This window comes from Mucilaginibacter sp. (assembly GCF_039207105.1).
Taxonomy (GTDB): Bacteria; Bacteroidota; Bacteroidia; order Sphingobacteriales; family Sphingobacteriaceae; genus Mucilaginibacter.
Genome location: NZ_JBCECK010000033.1, coordinates 22,897 through 44,091, shown reverse-complemented (window position 1 = coordinate 44,091; position 21,195 = coordinate 22,897). Strand labels below are relative to the sequence as shown.

General features: G+C 39.7%; 13 protein-coding genes. 7 read left to right on the top strand and 6 right to left on the bottom strand.

Annotated features, from left to right (window positions below):
* The first annotated feature begins 246 nt into the window (after positions 1-246).
* Positions 247-684, top strand: coding sequence for a hypothetical protein (locus AAGC65_RS09465; protein ID WP_343112197.1), 438 nt, complete (start codon positions 247-249; stop codon positions 682-684).
* Between the two features lie 82 nt (positions 685-766).
* Here the strand turns inward: AAGC65_RS09465 and AAGC65_RS09460 are convergent, their stop codons facing one another.
* From AAGC65_RS09460 to AAGC65_RS09435, 6 genes are all read right to left on the bottom strand, one after another.
* Positions 767-1,198: a hypothetical protein gene (locus tag AAGC65_RS09460; protein ID WP_343112196.1), complete on the bottom strand. Its 432-nt coding sequence runs from the start codon at positions 1,196-1,198 to the stop codon at positions 767-769.
* A gap of 143 nt (positions 1,199-1,341) precedes the next feature.
* Positions 1,342-4,113, bottom strand: coding sequence for a CHAT domain-containing protein (locus AAGC65_RS09455; RefSeq protein WP_343112195.1), 2,772 nt, complete (start codon positions 4,111-4,113; stop codon positions 1,342-1,344).
* A gap of 10 nt (positions 4,114-4,123) precedes the next feature.
* Positions 4,124-5,485 (bottom strand): S8 family serine peptidase, encoded by a 1,362-nt coding sequence (locus AAGC65_RS09450; protein ID WP_343112194.1) that lies wholly within the window; start codon positions 5,483-5,485, stop codon positions 4,124-4,126.
* Positions 5,486-5,497: 12 nt separating this feature from the next.
* Positions 5,498-6,223: a hypothetical protein gene (locus AAGC65_RS09445; RefSeq protein ID WP_343112193.1), complete on the bottom strand. Its 726-nt coding sequence runs from the start codon at positions 6,221-6,223 to the stop codon at positions 5,498-5,500.
* Positions 6,216-6,806, bottom strand: a complete 591-nt coding sequence (locus tag AAGC65_RS09440; protein ID WP_343112192.1) for a sigma-70 family RNA polymerase sigma factor — start codon at positions 6,804-6,806, stop codon at positions 6,216-6,218. The genes AAGC65_RS09445 and AAGC65_RS09440 overlap by 8 nt, the downstream gene beginning before the upstream one ends.
* Positions 6,807-7,018: 212 nt before the next feature.
* Entirely contained in the window at positions 7,019-8,638 is a 1,620-nt protein-coding gene (locus AAGC65_RS09435; protein WP_343112191.1) for a DNRLRE domain-containing protein, read from the bottom strand.
* Positions 8,639-9,437: 799 nt separating this feature from the next.
* Between AAGC65_RS09435 and AAGC65_RS09430 the strand changes: the two genes are divergently transcribed.
* From AAGC65_RS09430 to AAGC65_RS09405, 6 genes are all read left to right on the top strand, one after another.
* Positions 9,438-10,958: a glycosyl hydrolase gene (locus tag AAGC65_RS09430; RefSeq protein ID WP_343112190.1), complete on the top strand. Its 1,521-nt coding sequence runs from the start codon at positions 9,438-9,440 to the stop codon at positions 10,956-10,958.
* Between the two features lie 315 nt (positions 10,959-11,273).
* Positions 11,274-13,727, top strand: coding sequence for a bifunctional YncE family protein/alkaline phosphatase family protein (locus tag AAGC65_RS09425; protein ID WP_343112189.1), 2,454 nt, complete (start codon positions 11,274-11,276; stop codon positions 13,725-13,727).
* A 75-nt stretch (positions 13,728-13,802) separates the two neighbouring features.
* On the top strand, positions 13,803-16,241 hold the full coding sequence (locus AAGC65_RS09420) for a bifunctional YncE family protein/alkaline phosphatase family protein (RefSeq protein WP_343112188.1): 2,439 nt from the start codon (positions 13,803-13,805) through the stop codon (positions 16,239-16,241).
* 94 nt (positions 16,242-16,335) lie between these two features.
* A complete protein-coding gene (locus AAGC65_RS09415; RefSeq protein WP_343112187.1) occupies positions 16,336-17,757 on the top strand; it encodes a hypothetical protein in 1,422 nt (473 codons plus the stop codon).
* A complete protein-coding gene (locus tag AAGC65_RS09410; protein ID WP_343112186.1) occupies positions 17,681-20,602 on the top strand; it encodes a TonB-dependent receptor domain-containing protein in 2,922 nt (973 codons plus the stop codon). The genes AAGC65_RS09415 and AAGC65_RS09410 overlap by 77 nt, the downstream gene beginning before the upstream one ends.
* A 144-nt stretch (positions 20,603-20,746) precedes the next feature.
* Positions 20,747-21,175: a MarR family transcriptional regulator gene (locus AAGC65_RS09405; RefSeq protein WP_343112185.1), complete on the top strand. Its 429-nt coding sequence runs from the start codon at positions 20,747-20,749 to the stop codon at positions 21,173-21,175.
* Positions 21,176-21,195: the final 20 nt, after the last annotated feature.

Here is a 21,195-nt window from a genome sequence, read left to right as displayed (position 1 = left end):
AGATAATACAGGTGGAAAATTAATTATAGTGTGTTGAAATACAGGTATATACTTTTGACGAGAATCATCGTTAAAAGTGATATATATCACTTTTAAGTGCTTTGTTTAACTTATTTTTATTGTAGCAATTTGACATTATGTAAACGCATATGTGCAAAGGCAACAATAAATAAAAGTTGATGTGAGTGTTTACATCAGCCTAATAAATTTTAAATAGGTGAATCATCATATATAGAATTTTAAGGTATGCACAACAAAATTGATTATCCGGTTATTGGTTATATGATTAGTAACCGGACCGCTGGTAGTACAAACAGCTCAGGCCCCAATTTTGGACGAATAGTTGAACGCGTTGTACGAAGAGACCGTATGGGTATCAGCGAACTCGCAAGAAGATTGAAAGTGAGCCGTCGGACAATTTATAATTGGTTTGAGATGGAACGGCTAAGTATTGATATCATTAGTAAAATTGGCTTTGTAATAGGGCATGATTTTTCTGATGAATTTCCTGAAGAGTTTGCAAATGCCGATAATCATATAGCCAGCGATTCTGCAGCGCAAATCCAGGCCGAGCAACCTAACACCGCTATTTATTATTGGATGGACAGGTATATCAAGTTACTTGAAAAGTTTAATGAGGTTTTAAGTCATGAAATAAAAGATCACGACAATCCTGTGCAGTAAATTTATAGTCTAAAACATATAACAAAAGCCTTAAGTTTTAAAAACTCGAGGCTTTTTGTTTTGGTAACGATGTGAGAGAAGGTTAATCAATACTTGTTTGCAATGTAACTGAGCAGGGATTGATCTTTACATTTTGGTATCTGGCGGTAGGTGCATGTACACTTGGCTGGTTATCCATGTAAAAACCGTGGCTTGCAAAGTTACCGGCAGGGGGTATCTGAATGTTGTATATGCCGGGCTTAACAGCTACTGTTTTACTTCCGTTTGCCGGGAAGGCGAATGTATAATTACTTGAACCCGAAAAGGTGATTATAAAAGAGTTGATGCCGGTATTATTATTCAAAACGTATTTCACAGGTTCTGATGAGTCGCACTCGCGGTCTGGAGGGGCGGCAGCGGCAATTGAATCTGGTTGGCTTAAACCTTTTCTGGGTTGTATGGCGTCGTTTTTATTGCAGGCTGTAATTGCCAAAAACGAAAATATCAGGGTTGATGAATAAATTAAATTTTTCATGACGTTGGTTAATTAAGTGATCCATAAAGTGTGGGCTATTAAACAAGTTTTATTAATCCGGATTTACTTTATTAGTCGGAAAATGGACAGCAATAGGAAACAACTTTCCATTTTATTTTAATATATTTTGAAAAGAGTGAGGGTTAATCTGCCTGATCGTCAGATTTTTTTTGGCTGTAGGAGAGAAGATAAATGCCACCTGCAAAAACAATAAGTACAGGTAAAAAGCCAATGAGGCAATAAAAGTTAAGTCCGCCAGATGCGGCGGTTACAATTAAAGGAGAGCTATCACCTAGAATAATAGTACTGCCCCAAAAATAAGGCAGTAAATACGATTGATTATTGGTTAAAAGATCAAGCTTTGCCGATCTCAACGCTTCATCTTTTGGTAAGCCAGTGCGCAGATATTTATAAAAACTTTCGGTAAGCAGGTATGTGGCCTGATTATCTGCCTGCCAGAGGTTGGTTACCGTACTAGGTATACCGGCCAACCTAAATCCCCGGGCCAGACTAAATAAGCCCTCACCAACGGCCCGGTATCCGGTACCGGTATTGCAGGCAGAAAGTACAACCATATTGGTATATCTGCATTGAAGTTTTTGAATATCACTCATGAGTACTGCAGAGTCGGCCATATAAAGCACCGGATCCCGGCTATTGCTGTCAGATGCAGCATGAGAATATATCTGGACAATTTGGGAGCCGGGTAACTGAGTAAGAAACCGACTCTTTTTTGCATCCGCTCCCTTCAATAATAATGCTGATTTAAATTCATCCTGAATGCGATCAAGAGATGCTACTGAGCCAATCAGGGGTTGCAGCTTTGTAGCCTTTTCGTAATTTTCGGGCGCTACCCCTAAAAAAAAGTTTTTTGTATCGGGAGCTACAGGTCTATGATTAAATAGCACCTGCATGGAGTAAACATAACTAAAGGAATACTTCCTGATCAGAAAGCTGTTAGTTTCTTCCCGATTGTATAGTAGGGCGTCAAAAGGAATAAAATACTCTCCGGGCGATATAATTACCCTATGGGTATTGACATTAAGCGGCTCAAATAGCTTTTGAAATAACCTGCTCGCTAAACGCGTGTATGAATCATATTGCTGATTGAGCAAGCCGGCGTTCGAGCAATATTTTAAAAACTCTTGGCTGTCATGAAGATAAGAGACGTAGGGGATTTGGTATATCTTGGCTTGAATAGCACTTATTTGTAAAACATAAACTGTATTGTTGTTGTAAAAATATTCAATTAAGGTTTGTTTCGTTTTTGCTAATTCCTGTTGTAAACTTTTAATTGACCAGAATGAGTTACCTGGCAATATTGAACTTTCTGCCCTTCGCGAGTTTTGCTCATTCTGCCGGTCTTCCCATTGCTGATGCAAAGACATCCAGGTTTTCTTTAAGCCTGTATCTGCATTGTTGTAGTTTAATGATGATAATTTTTTATTAATGCTACTCAACTCAAGCAATAGGTTTTTATCCTCTGCTGTTCTCAGTTTTGATGGTGTATACAATGTAGTATTCAATTGGTCGTTCAGTAAGGCCGACCGGCTTTTTTCAAAAAAATAAAACGCTTTTTCCGGATCATTTAACAAATAACAAACCTCAATGGCATTTTCATACGTTTGCTTGATCTTGCTGCGCCAAAGCAGTTTTGAAAGTTCGGTATGCTGTTTCCATCTCATCATATCTACCGATCTGTCAGCAAGCAAAAATGTCTGTAAGGCAGCTTTCAGTAACAAGGTATCATGCTTTTGTTTATATAAAGCAAGCAAGCTTTCGCCTTTGTCGGCCAGTAAAGTGCTTACATAATAATCGTTCGATATTTTGTTAAGCATACCTACACTTGGGTTGCTCGTGACCAATTGATCTGTGAAGTTTATGGGAAGCGCGTTTAATCCTTTCTGATAAAATTGTAAAGCTTGCCTGTAATTACCTTCGCGCCAATAGGTGACGCCAATGTTTTCATAAAAGCCAACCATCTGGTAACTGTTTTTATGTTGCATGGCTAACTGCAGCCCCTCATTATAGCATATACGGGCGTTGTATCCCCGGTGCAGGTTGCTATCGTAAACATTACCCAGATCATTCAGGTCATTAGCGCATTGAGTGTAGTTTTGCAGGCTTTTGTTTAACCGGAAAGCTTTGCGGTAATAAAGTACACTGGCCTGGTATTGCCCGGTGGCATTTAATAAATTGGCATAAATAGAGTAAACAGAAGCAAGTTGTATGGTTGTGGTTGTTTTGAGTTTGGATAAAGCCGTATCAATGCTTTGGCGCGCGTTAATAAAATCAGCAAGTTCAACCTCGGCCTGGGCTTTTTGAGCCCATAAAGCTCCCTCCTCAACACTATCTGCAGCTGCTTCAGAAAAATCCAGGCCCTGATATGCCATATTTTTGGCCTGTTGATAATCACCGGCTTTAAAAAAAGCATATGCCAGCTGAGTATGGGCCATACCTACAATAAAATATTTCTCAGGAAAATTTTGTCCAGCTATTATACAGTGGTTAAAGCTATTGTTTGACAGATGTATGAGGTTTAATTGTAAATAAAAGATCCCCAGGTTATAATAGCTATTGCATAAAAACGGTTCTTTGGTGCCGGAACGTTCATTAATATCAACAGCCGCGGCTGTATAGGCAATACCTAATGGCAGATCTCCGGTTTTGGCGAAGTAATCACCCAGGCGGTGCATGAGCTCTGCATATGTTGAGCCTTGTTTGTGATAGCATTTTAAATAAGTGGACTGCAGCGTTTGGAGCCTGCGTATTTTTGAGTAGTTGTCGCCAGGGGTATTCTTGATATTATTGATCTCTTGGTGAATGCTGTCATCAGTAATACACTGCGCATTGCATATACCTATCCCCAAAACCATGAGGCCGAGCCAAGCAACAACTCCCAAAAAAGATTTCATGACGAAATCATTAAGCGTTAGGTTGCTTGAGCACGCATATACCATCTTTGATAAGGTCATCTTCCAAGGCCGGGAATTTTTGGCATAGCCCGGCCGCCCCTGCATTTTCAGAAGCCACGAAAAGATCATCGATAAATGATTGCTTATTTACCTTTTTTGGAATATAAAGCCCGGTATCACAATTAGCGCCGATAATACCGGTAGCAATAGCCGTTGCAAAAGATGAACCGCCAATATGTTCTGCAGGCCCAATCTGTTTAAACGGAACTTCAAACACTAAACTACCGTCTTCAGCTTTATCGGCAATAACCCCCATATCAACATAAACATTCGAATAATTTTCCGTAGCCGAAACTATATCGCCATCACTGGTAGTTACCGTGATCAGGTTTTGGGCCTCCTCACTCAGGTTGGCCGGCATAAATTGGTGAATGGCGAGATTGCGTAGTTGGGAAGGAGTAGGGTTTATGCCCCGTTGAGCCAGAATTGCCTTTGCTATGGTATCATCAGCATCGCTTTGGTTACCGGCTGCGGTAACAAATAAAATGCCTTCTTGTCTTAAAATATCGATTAATTCATTGAGTTGACTTAAGGGTTCATCTTCGTAATAGTAAAATCCCCAGCTGGCATTAATAATTTTGGCCCCTTTGGCTATAGCGTAATAAACGGCGCAAAATATTTTAAACAGATCACCGTGGCCGTTACTGTCATGTGTTTTCAGCGGAATGATCTGTACTGTTTTGTCAGGGCTTTTTTTAAACTCATTGATGATGAATTGGGTTACCAAACTGCCATGCCTGCCGGGGTTATCATCTTCTATATCACTGCTGTCATTAATAAAATTCCACCCGTTGGGCGAATCACTGAAACATTCATAGCCTGGTTTGTTTTCCATGTTGGTGCCTACATAGCCTGGTTCCACAATAAAAGGGTCAATACCAGTATCAAGAACCGCTACTTTAACCACTTCCTTTTTATCAGCAGGAGCTTCAATAGATGACTTTTGGCCGGGCTGATTCCATGAAAGATTCGGGATTTTACTTAAAAAGTTTAGCGAATAATTCTCACCTACAGTTTGGGTACCAGGGCCGGTTCCTGCTTTTACACCTTTTCCGCTTACTACTGTGTCAATACCATCAGCCTCCCATAACTGTACCGGGAGTGGGCAATTGGAATATCTAAATACTTTAATCTTACTATAGCCCATTTGTTTAAAATAACCCATTACAGCTTCTTCTTCTGTGTCGGAAGGGGTATTGTTGAACCTTACAATAAGCTGGTTTTTTTTATAGCTTTTTTCTAAAAGACTAAAATCTGGTTTGCATGTAATGCGATTAACCGAAGCTGCTGAGTTTTGCTGATTAGTTTTCATAGGGGTTAATTTTTAAATACTTTTTATCCAGTTCCTGGCTTCCTGATTACCATATAAGTTTTTGCTGATGATATTTTGTAATATTTCTTTCGCTTGCTTATTATCCGAGCCCTCTGACCGGGCCATTAAGGTAAGGGCCTTGTAAAATTGGCCGGGATTGGTATGTAAAGGCATGGCCGATAATTGATCAAAGTTTTTTAGCGCCTCTTCATATTGTTTTATAGCCAAATGGGTTAATCCCAAATACTTAATAGCCTCGGGAGCGGTTTCTGGTTTTATGGTTAATGGGATAAAAAGTTCCTCGGCTTTCGCATAGGATTTGGAATTATAAGCAGCTATCCCTGCCTGTAATGAATCTGAGTTACCCATGTTTAATCCCAGTGTGTTTAAATTAGTGGCGATATATTTATCAGCAATTTTTTGCGGAGAGGGGGGCTGTAAAAAGGCAAACCAGCCAACTACTAATAAAACACAGGCTGCTACCAGGAAAGCTATCCGTTTAAAGGTTATAATTTTAGCAGACTTAGCAGGGATAGATAATTGCTGATATAACTGTGCAAATTCTTGCTTTTTTTGTTGTTGTAGGTGCGCGTTTAATGCATCGCGAAGACTGATGTAAGTGGCTACCTCTTTGGAAAAGGCACTGTCAGCAAGGCATCTTTTTTCAAATGCAGTTTTTTCATCATCGGTTAATATCCCGCTGAAGTAATCATCTATCAGGTTTAATGAGTTATTCATTTTGATGAAGTAATCTGGTCAATCTCAATTTTAATTTTTCCAGGCAGCGCAGCCGTGTTGTTTTAACTACATCTGCCGATTGGTAATTCATATGCCCTGCAATTTCTTTATCGTTATAGCCCTCTTCAAAAAGTAGCAGTAACTCTTTACACTTATCCCCAATTTCCTTTAACCGGTCTATTATCTGCTGTCTTTCGTCCTGGGCAATCAACGCCTGGATAACACTTCTTGTATTGTCGGGGAGTTCGTAAACTAAACTATCATAGGGCATGGTATCTTCTAACTTTCCCTGATTAGTCGTTTTTTTTCGTAACAGGTCAACACATTTATTTGAAAATATTTGGTAGGTATACGTTTTAAGGGAGGAGCGGCCTTCAAATTTGCCCGAATTGATATTTTTAATAACCGCTATAATGGTGTCGGAGTAAATGCTTGCCGCCTCTTCGCTTTCAATACCGTATTTTTTGTTGGCTTCTTTAATGAGATAAAAGAATTTTATATAAAGTTCTTTTTCAAAATGAAGCCTCGAAAGCCCGCCAGACTTTAGTCCATTCAAGATCAAATTTTCTGAAACCGGATCCATAGCGGTAAGGGGTTATAGCAGAGGTATTTGGAGTAGAATATAGAACTAATATATAATAAAAAAATCCATGTAATGCGTAATTATGGGTACAATTTAGTACCCATAATTATTCATATAACAATCATCTGTTCTGTTGTTTAGCTGCAAAACAGATGATTGTTTTTTCCTTATTTAGTGTAACAGAGAATAAGTATTTTTTAGCTGATATTTCCTTATTGAATTACCAACTGTGGTTTATTAGTTGAGTTTTCTCTGCTGTTAAATTGCACAGTGCTATTCTGATTAGTTGGATCTTTAATAGATAGAGTGACAGTTTTATCGCCAGCTAATTGTGTTTTTACAAATGCGGTTACATCAAATTCAACATATTTGGCCTGATTGTTAATCGTGGCAGAGCTTAAATTGCTACCTGTTGCCGGCGAATTGTTAAAGTTTATTCCAGCCTCTGTCCAGTTATCACTATCTACTGCATAGCAGGATAATTTAACGGCTGTAGCATTATCAATATTTAAACCATACACACGTAACCTGGCCGATGTAACACTGGTTATTGAACTGCCAAGCGCAAATTTAAGATAAGACTTACGGGCATAGTTAACTGAATTTGATCCTTTTACAACTAAAGTTGCGTCAGAACCGTAGTTGGCCGTTGCAAAGGTTCCGTTACGTACAAAGGCATCCGCTGTAGGTTGCAATGTGGTACCCGAGCCCGGATTAGTGCTACCTCCTGAAGGTATACCTTTATGGTTGACATTTGAAAAATTACCACCTGTGTAATAGATGTTGCCATTCAAGACAGCTCCTACCCCTGCAGATTTACCAACCGGAAGCGGAGTTAGCTCGGCCCAGCTATTTGTAGTTGGGGTGTAGGCCATAACTTGTTTGCTTAATACATTGTGCGATGTTTCGCCACCCAGCACAATAATACGGTTATCATAAGTTACTACAGAAGAAGAAACGTGATCAACACCGGTAGGCATTTTGGCTAACTGGGCCCAGGAATTACTGGTTTCGTTATATACCTCAAGAGTAGTTTGCGTTTCAGTTTCTTCGTCCTGGTGATGCGCGCCGCCTAAAAAGTAGATCTTTCCGCCCAATACTGCCGATCCGGGGTGGTTAACCGGGTTAAGAACAGGTGCCAGTGATTTCCAGCCAGCGCCCAAATTATTCAGATCTAAGGCGTAATGCAGGCCAACATCTGCACGGGCCAGGTTTGCACCGCCCATATAGTGTATTTTACCATTCACGTACCTTAATTGCCCGGCTGCAAGTTCTTGCGGCAGATCTGGCAGGCGCACGTATGTATTTGATGCTACAACATATTTCCAGGCTTGCTTTGTTCCGAAAAGCTGCCCGGTACCATTAGCATTTGAAGTATAACCACCTGCAAAGTAAATATCAGTGCCATCAGTGGTGAGGCCAAAGTGGGTAACTCCACCAAAATTGCTGCCGCTGGGTGTTTGCGGTAAATTAGCTATGGCTGTCCAGGTGTTGCTAATAGGGTCATATACATATGAACGTTTGGTTGGGGTCCAGGCATTAGGCCTTTTATTAATATCATATCCTCCAAAAATATATAGCTTGCCTTTAACTACTTCGCCATGTACTTCATGGGTTAAGGTTGGTTGGCTTTTAGCAGTTGACCATGTGATAGTAGTAAAATCCGGACTGGCAGCCACCGAAGGAGTTTCGGTTAGGCTTTCTTCTTCTTCTGTCTGAGGTGTTGGAGTAGGCGCGTCCATCTCATTTTGGCCTTTCTTACAGTTTTGGAAGAAAAGAATACCAATAATACAGATCAAAACGGGTAAATATCTGACTTTTAAACTTTTCATATTGTAATATTTATTAATGTTTGATAATAAGGTTCAATAGTACTTAAGGCAGATACCGTATGTGTAATAAATATAACGATAGGAATTATACTAATAGGAAATGGAGATTGGATTGTACTTAATATGTGAAAAGGTGTAAACTAAAATTAAGCCGCAGTTCAGTTTTTTTCTTAAAGAGTTTAATGGCTGATATTCAAAAATATATGATATAAATCAATTATTTAGACACTGTAATATCAAAAGAATATATTTTCGAGTATGGAATTATAGCTAATTTTTACTAATATTGTATTGGTATGATTATTATTTTTAATAATAGTAATACTTAACCATATATAAAGTTTCAAACAAGGGGTTGTTTAAATTCACAAAATGGTTAGCCTGCGAGGATATTTTCTCGCGGGCATTTTTATGATCTCATCTCAAATTCTTCCAGGGATTTTCAACTGTCTTTATAAAAATATAAGTTGATAAGTTTTCAATTGGGAATTCCTGATTCTTAGCTTAGATTTTGGGTGCTAATTAAGTTAATTTTTAGTTTATAATTTTTTAACAATGATGCAAGGTCTTCTTTTTTGTGTGTATTTTAATGTGTAAATTTTAATGACATTTCTATGACAATTATTTTTTGGCATAGTTTTTTATACTTAAAAAAGGCTGAAAATGACTATTTTACTGTTCATTTAATACTGTGAAATTAGTGAGAAGTTAAACACTTATTCTCACTATTGTAACTTTCTTGTGACGGGTCCGTTAAAGTGCATAATTAAACTATTGATTAACCCCAAACAAAGAAGTTATGCTTAACTCAAAAAAGATGTTGGCTATTGCCTGCCTTGCCTTATCATTAAATGCTTGTAAAAAGCAGGAAGAAATTGCACCGGTTGAAACAGCACCGGTTAGCACCCTTGCAGTATCTGCTACTAATGCTACTGCTGTTAATTTAATCAGTAATGTGGTGGTTGCATCAGGTGCAGCAAGCCAAATTTCCACACTTTTAAAGGGTGCAGTGTACTACACTGATCGTACGTATGCTGTTACATCGGTACCCGATTCATTGACTAATTTGCCAATGATCAAAACAACTAATGCAGACAAATGGAGTACTTCTGCTTCGTATCTTAAGTTCAGTTTGTCGCAGGCTGCAACAGTGTATGTAGCACTTGATCCACGCGCTAAAAGCTTGCCTTCATGGTTAAAAAGCTGGCAAAAACTCAATGCTATTATTGAGCTTAATGACTCAAAAGTAGGTCATTACGAGCTCTATAGCAAAAACTATGCCGCTGGCTCGGTCGAATTGGGTTCTGCTAACGCTACCGGCGCGGCTGGTATCGAAAATCAGTACTTCGTACTTGCTAAGGCCAAACCAGTTGTTACGCCGCCATCAACACCAGATGATTCAGCACCTATCGATAACACTTCGTTTATGCTGGGTGTTAATGGTCACTCACTGGGAATACCTGCCTATACCTCGGTTAGCCCCGAAGAGCAGATATCTCTTTTGAAAAAAATGGGCATGACCTGCTATCGTCAAAACATTAATTTTGGTTCAGATGGATCTATTCCTAACGCCAAAGTTTTTAATCCGCTTTACGCTGCGGCAAAAGCAAACGGGGTTACCATATTACCAATGGTTAATAGCACTACCCTGAATTTGAATGCCAGCGAAAAAGATTCTTATGCTGCAGGTAACCTATTAGGATCTAAACTTGCCGCTAAAAATTCTGCTTACTTTAAATATTACGAGTTAGCCAATGAGCTTGACCTTAAATGTATAAAAAGCGGTAATGGCGATAAAGCTGCTGATTATGATCTTAATAAATTGAAAATCATAGCTGCTTACTTAAAAGGTTTGGACGATGGTATTAAAGCATCACAGCCCGACGCTAAAACCATGATTGATGCCAGCTGGTTGCATTACTACTTCTTACAATACATGGAAGCATATGGTAACAAGTTTGATATCGTGGCATGGCACTGGTATTCTGATATGGAAACTACTGCTACCAGAATCAAAATACCAGATATCTCGGTAAAAGTAGGAAGCATGTTTGGTAATAAACCTATCTGGTTTACCGAAGTTGGCCAAAGACCAGATAAGGTAGCTGATATTGATCAGGCACAAAGCGATTTCTTATTCGCCTTTGCTAAAAAGATGAAACAAAACCCACGTGTAAAAGCGGTATTGTGCTACGAACTGTTTAATGAACCTCAAAGAGGTACAGTAGAGCAAAACTACGGTTTAATAAAATGGACAGTACCTTATAGCCAATACACTATGAAAACTGTAGCTCATACGTTTTCAAACAACAGATTCTAACTGATAATTAACAATGTCGCGTACCCTAATCGCGATTTAAATTCCCCTTAGTACCCCTATATTTATCAAGCCCGGTAGCATTTTTAAAATGCTACCGGGCTTTTGTTTGTTAAATAACATATTGTTTGCTGGTGCGGAGTGTGTTTCAGTGCAACAACATTGTTATGCTTTGGTAACAATTGATTAACCAACTCTTAACACACTTGCTTAATTGCCGTACTAATTTTGCTTCCGCTTAACAGGCTTAATAACCCCAACGGGGCTATATGGTTTTCTCTGGTAAAAATTCAAGTTCCCATAATTATCACATCCACAATGGCACTAATTAACAAATCAGGTTTTGCAAAAAGATTACTGCTGGTAATGCTTTTTCTCGGCGCTTGTGTTTATTTGCAGGCACAAACCCCAGGTAAAATTGGGCAAAGTAACCAGGTTTTATTACCCAACGGCTGGAAATTGAGCCCCGCAGGCCGCTCATTACCCTTAGGAGATTTGCCTCTGAATGTGCAGTTAAGCTCATCAGGACGTTTGCTTGCGGTAACTAATAACGGGCAAAGTACTCAATCGGTTCAATTGATTGACCCTAAGAGTGAAAAGAAACTGGATGAGAAAGAGCTGAGCAAGTCATGGTATGGTTTAGCTTTCAGCAATAATGAAAAAGACCTGTATGTATCCGGAGGCTATGATAACTGGATACTTGATTTTCATATACAGGATAACAAATTAGGTAAAGCTGACACCATTAAGTTAGGTAAGCAATGGCCAAATGATAAAATATGCCCTACGGGTATGGTTACTACTAAAAATAACAGTCGCCTTTATGCTGTAACCAAAGAGGATAGTTCATTATACATTATTGAGCCTGCCACCCATTCTGTTATAAAAAGGGTGCAATTGCCGGGTATGGCTTATACATGTACGCTAATGCCTAACGAAAAAACCTTATACATTTCTTTATGGGGTGGGGCCAAGGTTGCAGCGTTTAATACCGAGACTGAAAATATAGAAGCTACTATCAATACAGGTAACCACCCTAACGAGTTGCTTTTGAATAAAAAGGGCACTTACCTGTTTGTAGCCAACGCTAATGACAATACTGTTTCTGTTATCAGCACTAAGGAAAACAAGGTTATCGAAACCATTTCAACGGTACTTTATCCTACCCATCTGGCTGGTTCAACTACCAACGGACTTGCGCTTTCTGCCAATGAGAATACCTTATATATAGCCAATGCCGATAACAACTGCCTGGCTGTATTTGATGTTACTAAACCAGGTAATAGCAAAAGCCAGGGTTTTATACCGGTTGGCTGGTACCCAACCAATGTAAAAACGCTGGGTAACAAGATAATTGTTGCTAACGGCAAGGGTTTAACATCAATGGCCAACCCACTTGGCCCGCAGCCTTTTGAAAAAGAGAATAACCTAGGTATACACACAGGTATCACCACCAAAAGTAAAATACAATATATAGGTGGCTTATTTATAGGTTCATTATCGTTTATTGATGCTCCTAAGCCTGAGCAGCAAAAAATTTATACCAAACAGGTTTACGCCAATACACCATTTACCGATAAAAAAACAAAAATGGCCGATGGTGAGGCAGGTAATCCTATTCCGCGTAAGGCGGGTGAAACATCGCCTATCAAGCACGTGTTCTATATTATAAAGGAGAACAGAACTTATGATCAGGTACTGGGTGATATGCCACAGGGAAATGGTGATAGTTCCTTAACTATTTTCGGGAAAAACATCACCCCAAATCAGCATGCTATAGCCAGCGAATTTGTTTTACTTGACAATTTTTATGTTGATGCCGAAGTTAGTGAAGACGGCCACAATTGGAGCATGGGTGCTTACGCTACCGATGTTATTGAAAAAACCTGGCCAACCAATTACAGCAATCGCGGCCCGGGTTATTCCGGTATAGCAACACCACCTAATGATGGCTATATATGGGATTATTGTAAACGCGCTGGTGTTAGCTACCGCACTTATGGTGAGTTTGGTGCCTATGGTAAAGCAGTGATCAAATCTTTACAAGGCCACGTAGGGCCGCATTCGCCGGGGTTTGATATGAATATTAAAGACCAGGTTCGCGCCGATGCCTGGCAGCACGACTTTGATTCGCTCATGACTATTAACGCCGTTCCGCAATTTAATACTTTACGTATTTCTGATGATCATACCAGTGGTCAGCAAAAGGGTAAATACACACCGATAGCGGCAGTAGCTGATAACGACCTGGCTGTTGGCCGTATCATTGAGCATTTATCTCAAAGTCCTATATGGAAAGAGTCTGTTGTATTTATTTTGGAAGATGATGCGCAGGCCGGCCCGGATCACATCGATGCGCACCGTTCGCCGGCCTATGTTGCAGGGCCGTTTGTGAAAAGGAATGCCGTGATTCATAGCATGTATTCAACTACAGGTATGCTGCGTACCATCGAGCTGATATTGGGTTTGCCACCAATGAGCCAGTATGATGCTGCCGCGCTACCGTTTTATGAGTGCTTTACCAGTAAGCCCGATGTTACACCATATAAGCTTAAACCTGCACTGGTTGACATAGAGAAGCGTAATATAGCTGTGAACGAAAGCAGTAAACGTTCTGAACTGTTTAATTTTGCTAAGGAAGACGCTGTACCTGATCTGGATTTGAATGAAGTGATATGGAAATCGGTTAAAGGTGAAAATTCAGTGATGCCTGCTCCAAAAAGAAGCGCTTTTGTTATCCTGGAGAAGAAAAAGAAAGATGATGACGATTAAGTAGCGCCTCGCAAAACCTACCAGTCATTAAATTAATAATTCAAACACATCATGCTATTAAATAAATTCTGTTCTGTGAAAAAGGTACTGTTGGCAGTGGCTTTATTATCCGGATGTTTTTATGCTCAGGCGCAGACTAAACTGCCGGGTAAAATAGGAGAAACTAACCAGGTATTATTACCCAATGGATGGAAACTTAGCCCGGCAGGGCATGGTTTACCTCTGGGCGATCTGCCTTTAAATATTCAACTATCAGCATCGGGTAAATACCTTGCGGTTACCAATAACGGGCAAAGTACTCAGTCGCTACAATTGATTGACCCTAAGACCGAGACCCAGCTTGACGAGAAAATATTGACCAAATCATGGTACGGCCTTGCCTTTAGCCATGATGAAAAAAAGATATACGCATCAGGTGGTCATGATAACTGGATACTGGCTTTTCAAATCCAGAACAATAAATTTGGCCCGGCAGATACCATTAAACTGGGCGATCAGTGGCCTAAAAATAGAATATGTCCTACCGGTATAGTTGTTAATAAAGCTAACACTCGTTTATACACCGTTACCAAAGAGGATAGTAGTTTATATATCATCGACCCGAATAACCGGTCGATCATAAACAAAGTTAAATTAACTGCCGAAGCATATAGTTGCGTTTTGTCGCCCGATGAAAAAACGCTGTACATCTCCATTTGGGGTGGTGAAGAGGTTGCTTGTTATAACACGGCTACGGGGGCGTTAACTCATATTAAAACAGGTAACCATCCAAACGAGCTACTGTTAAACAAAAAGGGTAATATTTTATTTGTGGCTAATGCCAATGATAATTCGGTATCTATTATCAATACCGTTACCCGTAAAACGATTGAAGTTGTTTCTACAGCGCTTTATCCTACAAAACTAACCGGATCAACTACTAATGGACTGGCTTTATCTGCCAATGAAAAAACATTGTATATAGCCAATGCCGATAATAACTGTTTAGCCGTATTTGATGTTACCAAGCCGGGCAGCAGCCAAAGTTTAGGTTTTATTCCTGTTGGCTGGTACCCAACCAATGTAAAAACACTGGGGAGTAAAATTCTGGTGGCTAACGGGAAAGGATTCACCTCGATGGCTAATCCTAAAGGGCCAATGCCTGTTAAAAAAGTTGATAACAGCGGTTACCAAAAAGGAGCAACCAATACTAAAGAACAATATATAGGTGGCTTATTCAAAGGCACACTTTCATTTATTGCTGAACCAAAACCTGAGCAGTTAAAAGTGTATACCAAACAGGTTTATGCCAATACACCCTTTAATGATAAAATAGCGACTACCGCTCCGGGTGAAGAAGGTAATCCTATCCCGCGTAACAGGAATCAGAAATCACCTATAAAACATGTGTTTTATATTATAAAAGAGAACAGGACTTACGATCAGGTTTTGGGTGATGTGCCAGAAGGTAATGGCGATACATCGCTATGTATTTTTGGTAAAAAGGTTACACCAAACCACCATGCCATAGCCAATGAGTTTGTACTGCTTGATAATTTTTATGTGGATGCCGAAGTGAGTGCCGATGGACATAACTGGAGCATGGCCGCTTATGCAACAGACTATATCGAGAAAACCTGGCCAACCAGCTATGGTGGTCGTGGGGGTAGCTATGACTCTGAAGGAACCCGTAAAGTTGGCGACCCAAAAGATGGTTACATTTGGGATTACTGTAACAGGGCAGGAGTAACTTATCGCACCTATGGTGAATTTGTTGATAATGGTAAAGCCAATATCAAAGCCTTGCAAGGGCATTTTTGCGCCCATTCGCCAGGCTTTAACCTCGCGGTTCAGGATCAAAAAAGAGTAGATGTATGGGCGCATGATTTTGATTCGCTGCTTACTAAAAACGCGGTGCCTCAGTTTAATACCATCAGAATTTCAAATGATCATACCAGTGGGCAAAGAAAAGGAGCCGTATCACCTATTGCGGCGGTTGGTGATAATGACCTGGCTATAGGTCGTTTTATTGAGCATCTGTCAAAAAGCCCGATCTGGAAAGAGTCAGTGGTATTTATTTTAGAAGATGACGCCCAAAATGGTTCAGACCATATTGATGCACACCGTTCGCCTGTGTTTATTGCCGGGCCTTATGTTAAACGTAATACGGTAATTCATAACATGTATTCAACATCCGGGGTACTACGTACTATTGAACTGATATTAGGCTTACCTCCAATGAGCCAGTATGACGCGGCCGCTATGCCGATGTATGAATGCTTTACCAATAAGCCTGATTTTTCACCATATGTGGCTAAGCCAGCCCAGGTTGATATTGAACAACGGAATATAGCTGTGAATGAAAGCAGTAAACGTTCAGATAAATTCAATTTTGCTAAGGAAGACGCTATACCTGATTTGGATTTGAATGAGGTGATATGGAAATCGGTAAAAGGTGAATCATCTATTATGCCAGCTCCAAAACGGAGCGCCTTCGTTATCCTGGAAAAGAAAAAGAAAGATGACGATGATTAAGTTTCCACTGTTAAAGCTAAAAATTTTAATAATAAAAAGATCGTAGCGATAGCTGTGATTTAACAATTGATCAAATATATACAAACAACAATTTATGAAATTATTCAAATCCCTGCTGCTACTTTCATTACCGGCAGTATTTCTGTTTTCGTGTAGCAAATCATCTAATGACCAGCAAATACAAATATCTACTCAGGAGTACCATACCGGTTCATTCATTCAGAATGGAGATACCTTGAATTCAAAAAACAAATCAAACGGCAGGGCCATTAAAGGAACACTTAAGGCTGGACAAACATATTACCTGAGCAGTGATTACGCCGCTGCTACCATTAATAAAGGCGATACGTTGGTTATACAAAGTGGTGTTAAAGTTTACATTGTTGGCCCGGCAAGTGGTGCTAATGCAATCGGTACCCAGGAGCACGCTCCGGGCATCCTGGTTAACGGTACTTTACTTTCTTTAGGTACTAAAGAAAACCCGAATATTTTCACGGTTCAAAACACGGCTCTAAAATCAGACCCAACTAAAGATCCTCAGGACCCTAACACCGATCCTGCATTTAAAGGCTATTGGGGTGGTATACAAGGTAGCACTACATCAGGTGATATTATTTTAAAATGGACCCGCCTTGAATATGTAGGCGGTTTAACTCCCGCTAATTCGCCTACACGCCCTACATTAAGCAGCTATGGTGTGTTTTTCCAAAACCCTAATGCCAATTTTGTTCTGGAAGATTGCTGGTTATATGGCTCACATGATGATATGATCAGGGTTGCAGGTGGCAAGTATGAAATTATGCGTAACACCTTTGAAAAAGTTGGCTTCATTGCCGGCGAATGTGTAAACATTAAAAGCGGCAGCGTTGGCGATATAGCTTATAACGTGGCTGTTGGCGGTACAGGTAACTGTTTTAAATCTGCTAATGCGGGTGGCTTATCGCCTCAGGCTAACATGACCTGCTACAATAACACAATGGTTACAGGTGGCTACCGTCAGCAAAAAGCTGGTGAAGGTGGTTCACTGGATTTTGAAAACGGTGGCAGGGGCTTAGCCTATAATAACTTTATAGTTAACTGTGCTTATGGTTTAAGTGTTTTAGGTGGTTCAGGTACTACACCAGCTGCCGATACAACCAACATTAAATATGGTTATACCTATAACTACGGCGACAATACCGCTATTACTACCCAGTTTTTACCTTCAGGTTTTATAACTAAGGTGCAAACCGGCGATATCAACGGTGGTAACGCGACAGTTCCGGGAGCTAACAATCCAAAATTTGTAAACTATCCACTGCCAATGGCTGCAAATACAGCATTTATTAACCTTGATTTTGTGGGTAATTATAACTTCAGGTTACAATCTTCATCGCCTGCGGTTGGGAAAGGCTACACTGATTTTAAGCCATATGCTGTAGTGAAAATTGATAAGGTATTTGGCGCTACAGAAATTACGCCGCCAGGTAAGGATATTGGTGCATATCAAATGGATGGAACAGGTAATCAGCACTAAAAGATATTATTATCGTTCAACAGCAATACCAAAAGCCATGCTTTTGGTATTGCTGTTATTGATTAGTTTCAGCGGTTACGCGTTTGCATCAGGCATTAAAGTTAAGGTAACTGATCAGGCTACTCAAATGCCTGTTGCCAATGTCATTGTTAAAGTAAACAATAGCGCAATTACAGCATTTACGAACGCTGATGGTATTTGTTATTTGGATAAAGTTCCATTTGGAAAGGTTGCCATAATAGTATGGGCTGAGAATTATAAACAGCAAGTTATAGATATTACAGTAACGGAGAAAACAACAGAATTGAATGTTTCCCTGGAAAAACTGAAGATCAATTTACAGGAAGTTGTTATTAAAGGAAAAGTGAACCCGCGGTCTGACCAGCAATCGAGGCTTACCGAAAAAAATACCATACCTGCAATAGATATAGCCTCGGGCGACCTGATAGAAAATACCGGCAGCATCAGTGCTGCTGATGTTACTCAGCATATTCAGGGACTGTCGGTAACGCGAACCAGTACAGGCAATACCGATAAGGCTATCATCAGGGGCATGGAAGCAAAATATAGTTACACCCTTATCAATGGGTTTAAAATACCCAGCCCGGATGATAAAAGCAGGTATATATCGCTTGATCTGTTCCCGGCAGGTTTGTTGCAAAGTGTACAGGTTTACAAATCATTAACCGCCGATATGGAAGGCGACGCTATTGGAGGCGTAGTAAACATGGTGATGCGCCAACCACAGGACGAACCATTGTTTCAAATAAATTTAAGTACAGGTTACAGCGGGCACTATTTTGATAATCAATACCGTACCTTTAACAGCGACGCGGTACAAAACCATTCGCCTTATGAACGCTTTGGGCCTGCTTATTATGCAACAGGTGCTGATTTTTCAAAAAGTAACCTGGATTTTTATAATAAAAAGCCACTGCCTGATGTTAACGCGAACCTGTTATTTAGCCATGAGTTTTTAAATAAAAAGCTGGGACTTATTGTAGCTGCCGATTATAAGAATATTAAAACCGGCTCCGATGGATTCTTTATCCCATTAAATACACAGCCGAATTTAAATAACGTTCCAGCTTTTTCTGATTTCTATAGGCACAGTTATAGCAATAATAAAGTCGCGTTGAGTACTAATGAGCAATTGGTTTACAAGCCTGATAACTCCAACAAATTTACACTTAGCCATTTTTACCTGAATCAAAAAGATATTGAAAGCAGGAGCACGGTAGATACCAGTTTGATATTAGGGAGATCGGGTGCCGGAACAGGGCGGATTTACGTGAGCGACCGTTCACGTGTTCATGAACAGGAGATCAATAACATCAACTTAAAAGGCAATCACAACATTAATGCTTTAAGTATAGATTGGGCCGGGGTATTTTCTGAAGCTACCGGCAGATATCCGGATTGGTCTGTATTGACTGCAAATACAGGCAGGTTAGTAGCTCCTGATGGTAGTATAACCCAATCGCCTTTGTATCTGGCACCGCTTAACAGGATATGGTTTAGCAATAAAGAAAAAGATATTGATGTATATCTCGACCTGCATTATAAGCCCGGTATCTTTAACCAAAAGCTTACGTTAAGTGGCGGGGGATTGATCCGCCGTAAAAACAGGGATAATTTTTATAACAGCTACACTTTTACGCCTACGATTAACGAACCTTTTACGAATATTAATAACGCGGTTTGGGTTAATGATAATGGTCCCCAGAACCCGCTGGGTAATGTAAACAATCCTAATAACTATACAGCTAAAGAGCGTATCAACGCGGCTTATATTATGGCCGATCTGCAAAGTGGCCGCTCTGAATTTTCCGGAGGACTGCGAATGGAGCAAACAGACCAAAATTTTATTTCAACGCTTGATCCGGATGTGAGTTATGGAAAAATAGTTAATATTAAGTATAGGGATTGGTTACCCGATTTACATTGGAAGTATACGCTTAATGATCAACAGCAATTAAAGGCAAGTTATTTTAAAGGTATTTCAAGACCCGCTTTGTACGATATCACTTTTGCTACCATTGCTTACGAAGATTACATAGTTGCCGGAAATCCATTTTTAAGGCGAACTCAGGCTGATAACTATGATTTTAACTATACCTGGTATCAAACAAAAAATACACAATTAAAGGCCGCGTTATTTTACAAGCATATAGTTGATGCTTACGAAAAAACGTTGTTAAACGGCAATGATGAACTTTACCCTATACCACAAAACGGATTAGATTATACGCCAGCCGGTCAGTTAACCGAACAGTTTAAAAATACCGGTACAGCTATAAACTATGGGGCCGAACTTTATTACAGTTACGATTGGCGCAATTTCGTTATCACAGGTAGTTATACCTATACCTCATCAAATATTACACGGATAAAAAAATTATTAACCCGCGAAGATCCTAACGACCCTTCAAGCAACCTGGTTACGGTGAGTAAGCCCGAGAAAGGGCCGCTGGAGGGGCAAGCCAAACACTTAGTTAATGTTAATTTGTTGTACAAAAATACTCCAGGCAATTGGTTGGCAAACGTATCATTAATATATACCGGCAAGCATATTGATCTGGTTTCGCCGTGGTATAATCTGGATTACTGGCAAAGGCCAAATGTAACGGTTAACCTGTCTGCCGAAAAAAGATTAAGCCGTAAGTTTAAAATTAAGCTAAGTGCTTCTAATCTGTTCAATAACGGTATTACTGATGATATATTAGTTCCAAACCCTAATGGTTCAGGTAATTTATTACCTGCGCAAAAACAGGTTAATAAGATCACTGTTCTGAAACAGGATTTTTCTGCTTATTATCAGTTAGGGTTAAATTATCAATTATAGTTATATATACAACATCGTCCGGAAGCCTCCGTTTGGAGGCTTTTTTGCTGATAATGCGTTGGTAAAGCTTTGTCAGCTTTGAATAATATTTTTAATTGTATTTATTTAGGTAAACTAATAAGGCTACCTTAGTATATTATTGATATGGAAAATATAAAACTGGCATCGGCATTAAGAACGGTAACTTCAAAAATGTACAAAAGGCTCAGGAAGCAAATGCACACTGCTGATAGCCTTTCCATAACCGCAATAACTACGCTGTCGTATTTGTACCAAAATACATGCCATACACCATCTGAGCTGGCCGACCTGGTAAAAGTAAAAGCTCAATCTATGTCGGAGGTGCTTAAGCATATGAATGAGCTCGGGTTAATCAATAAAACCAACGCAGTTGATGACAAACGTAAAATCACAGTTTCGCTAACGGAAGCGGGAAGAAAAATAGTAGAACAAACCCGTTACGAACGTGATGATTGGTTAACAGATGCCATAAGCCAGAACTTATCTGATGATGAAAAGAGGCAATTGACAGGTGCTATCGCGCTGATAGATAGATTGAGTGATTCCAAATAAATAATTATAATACTACAAAA

What these genes read in the sequence shown, in the direction of transcription:
- AAGC65_RS09465 (WP_343112197.1), top strand. Translation starts at nt 247, where the DNA reads ATGCACAACAAAATTGATTATCCGGTTATTGGTTATATGATTAGTAAC.
- AAGC65_RS09460 (WP_343112196.1), bottom strand. Translation starts at nt 1,198, where the DNA reads ATGAAAAATTTAATTTATTCATCAACCCTGATATTTTCGTTTTTGGCA.
- AAGC65_RS09455 (WP_343112195.1), bottom strand. Translation starts at nt 4,113, where the DNA reads ATGAAATCTTTTTTGGGAGTTGTTGCTTGGCTCGGCCTCATGGTTTTG.
- AAGC65_RS09450 (WP_343112194.1), bottom strand. Translation starts at nt 5,485, where the DNA reads ATGAAAACTAATCAGCAAAACTCAGCAGCTTCGGTTAATCGCATTACA.
- AAGC65_RS09445 (WP_343112193.1), bottom strand. Translation starts at nt 6,223, where the DNA reads ATGAATAACTCATTAAACCTGATAGATGATTACTTCAGCGGGATATTA.
- AAGC65_RS09440 (WP_343112192.1), bottom strand. Translation starts at nt 6,806, where the DNA reads ATGGATCCGGTTTCAGAAAATTTGATCTTGAATGGACTAAAGTCTGGC.
- AAGC65_RS09435 (WP_343112191.1), bottom strand. Translation starts at nt 8,638, where the DNA reads ATGAAAAGTTTAAAAGTCAGATATTTACCCGTTTTGATCTGTATTATT.
- AAGC65_RS09430 (WP_343112190.1), top strand. Translation starts at nt 9,438, where the DNA reads ATGCTTAACTCAAAAAAGATGTTGGCTATTGCCTGCCTTGCCTTATCA.
- AAGC65_RS09425 (WP_343112189.1), top strand. Translation starts at nt 11,274, where the DNA reads ATGGCACTAATTAACAAATCAGGTTTTGCAAAAAGATTACTGCTGGTA.
- AAGC65_RS09415 (WP_343112187.1), top strand. Translation starts at nt 16,336, where the DNA reads ATGAAATTATTCAAATCCCTGCTGCTACTTTCATTACCGGCAGTATTT.
- AAGC65_RS09405 (WP_343112185.1), top strand. Translation starts at nt 20,747, where the DNA reads ATGGAAAATATAAAACTGGCATCGGCATTAAGAACGGTAACTTCAAAA.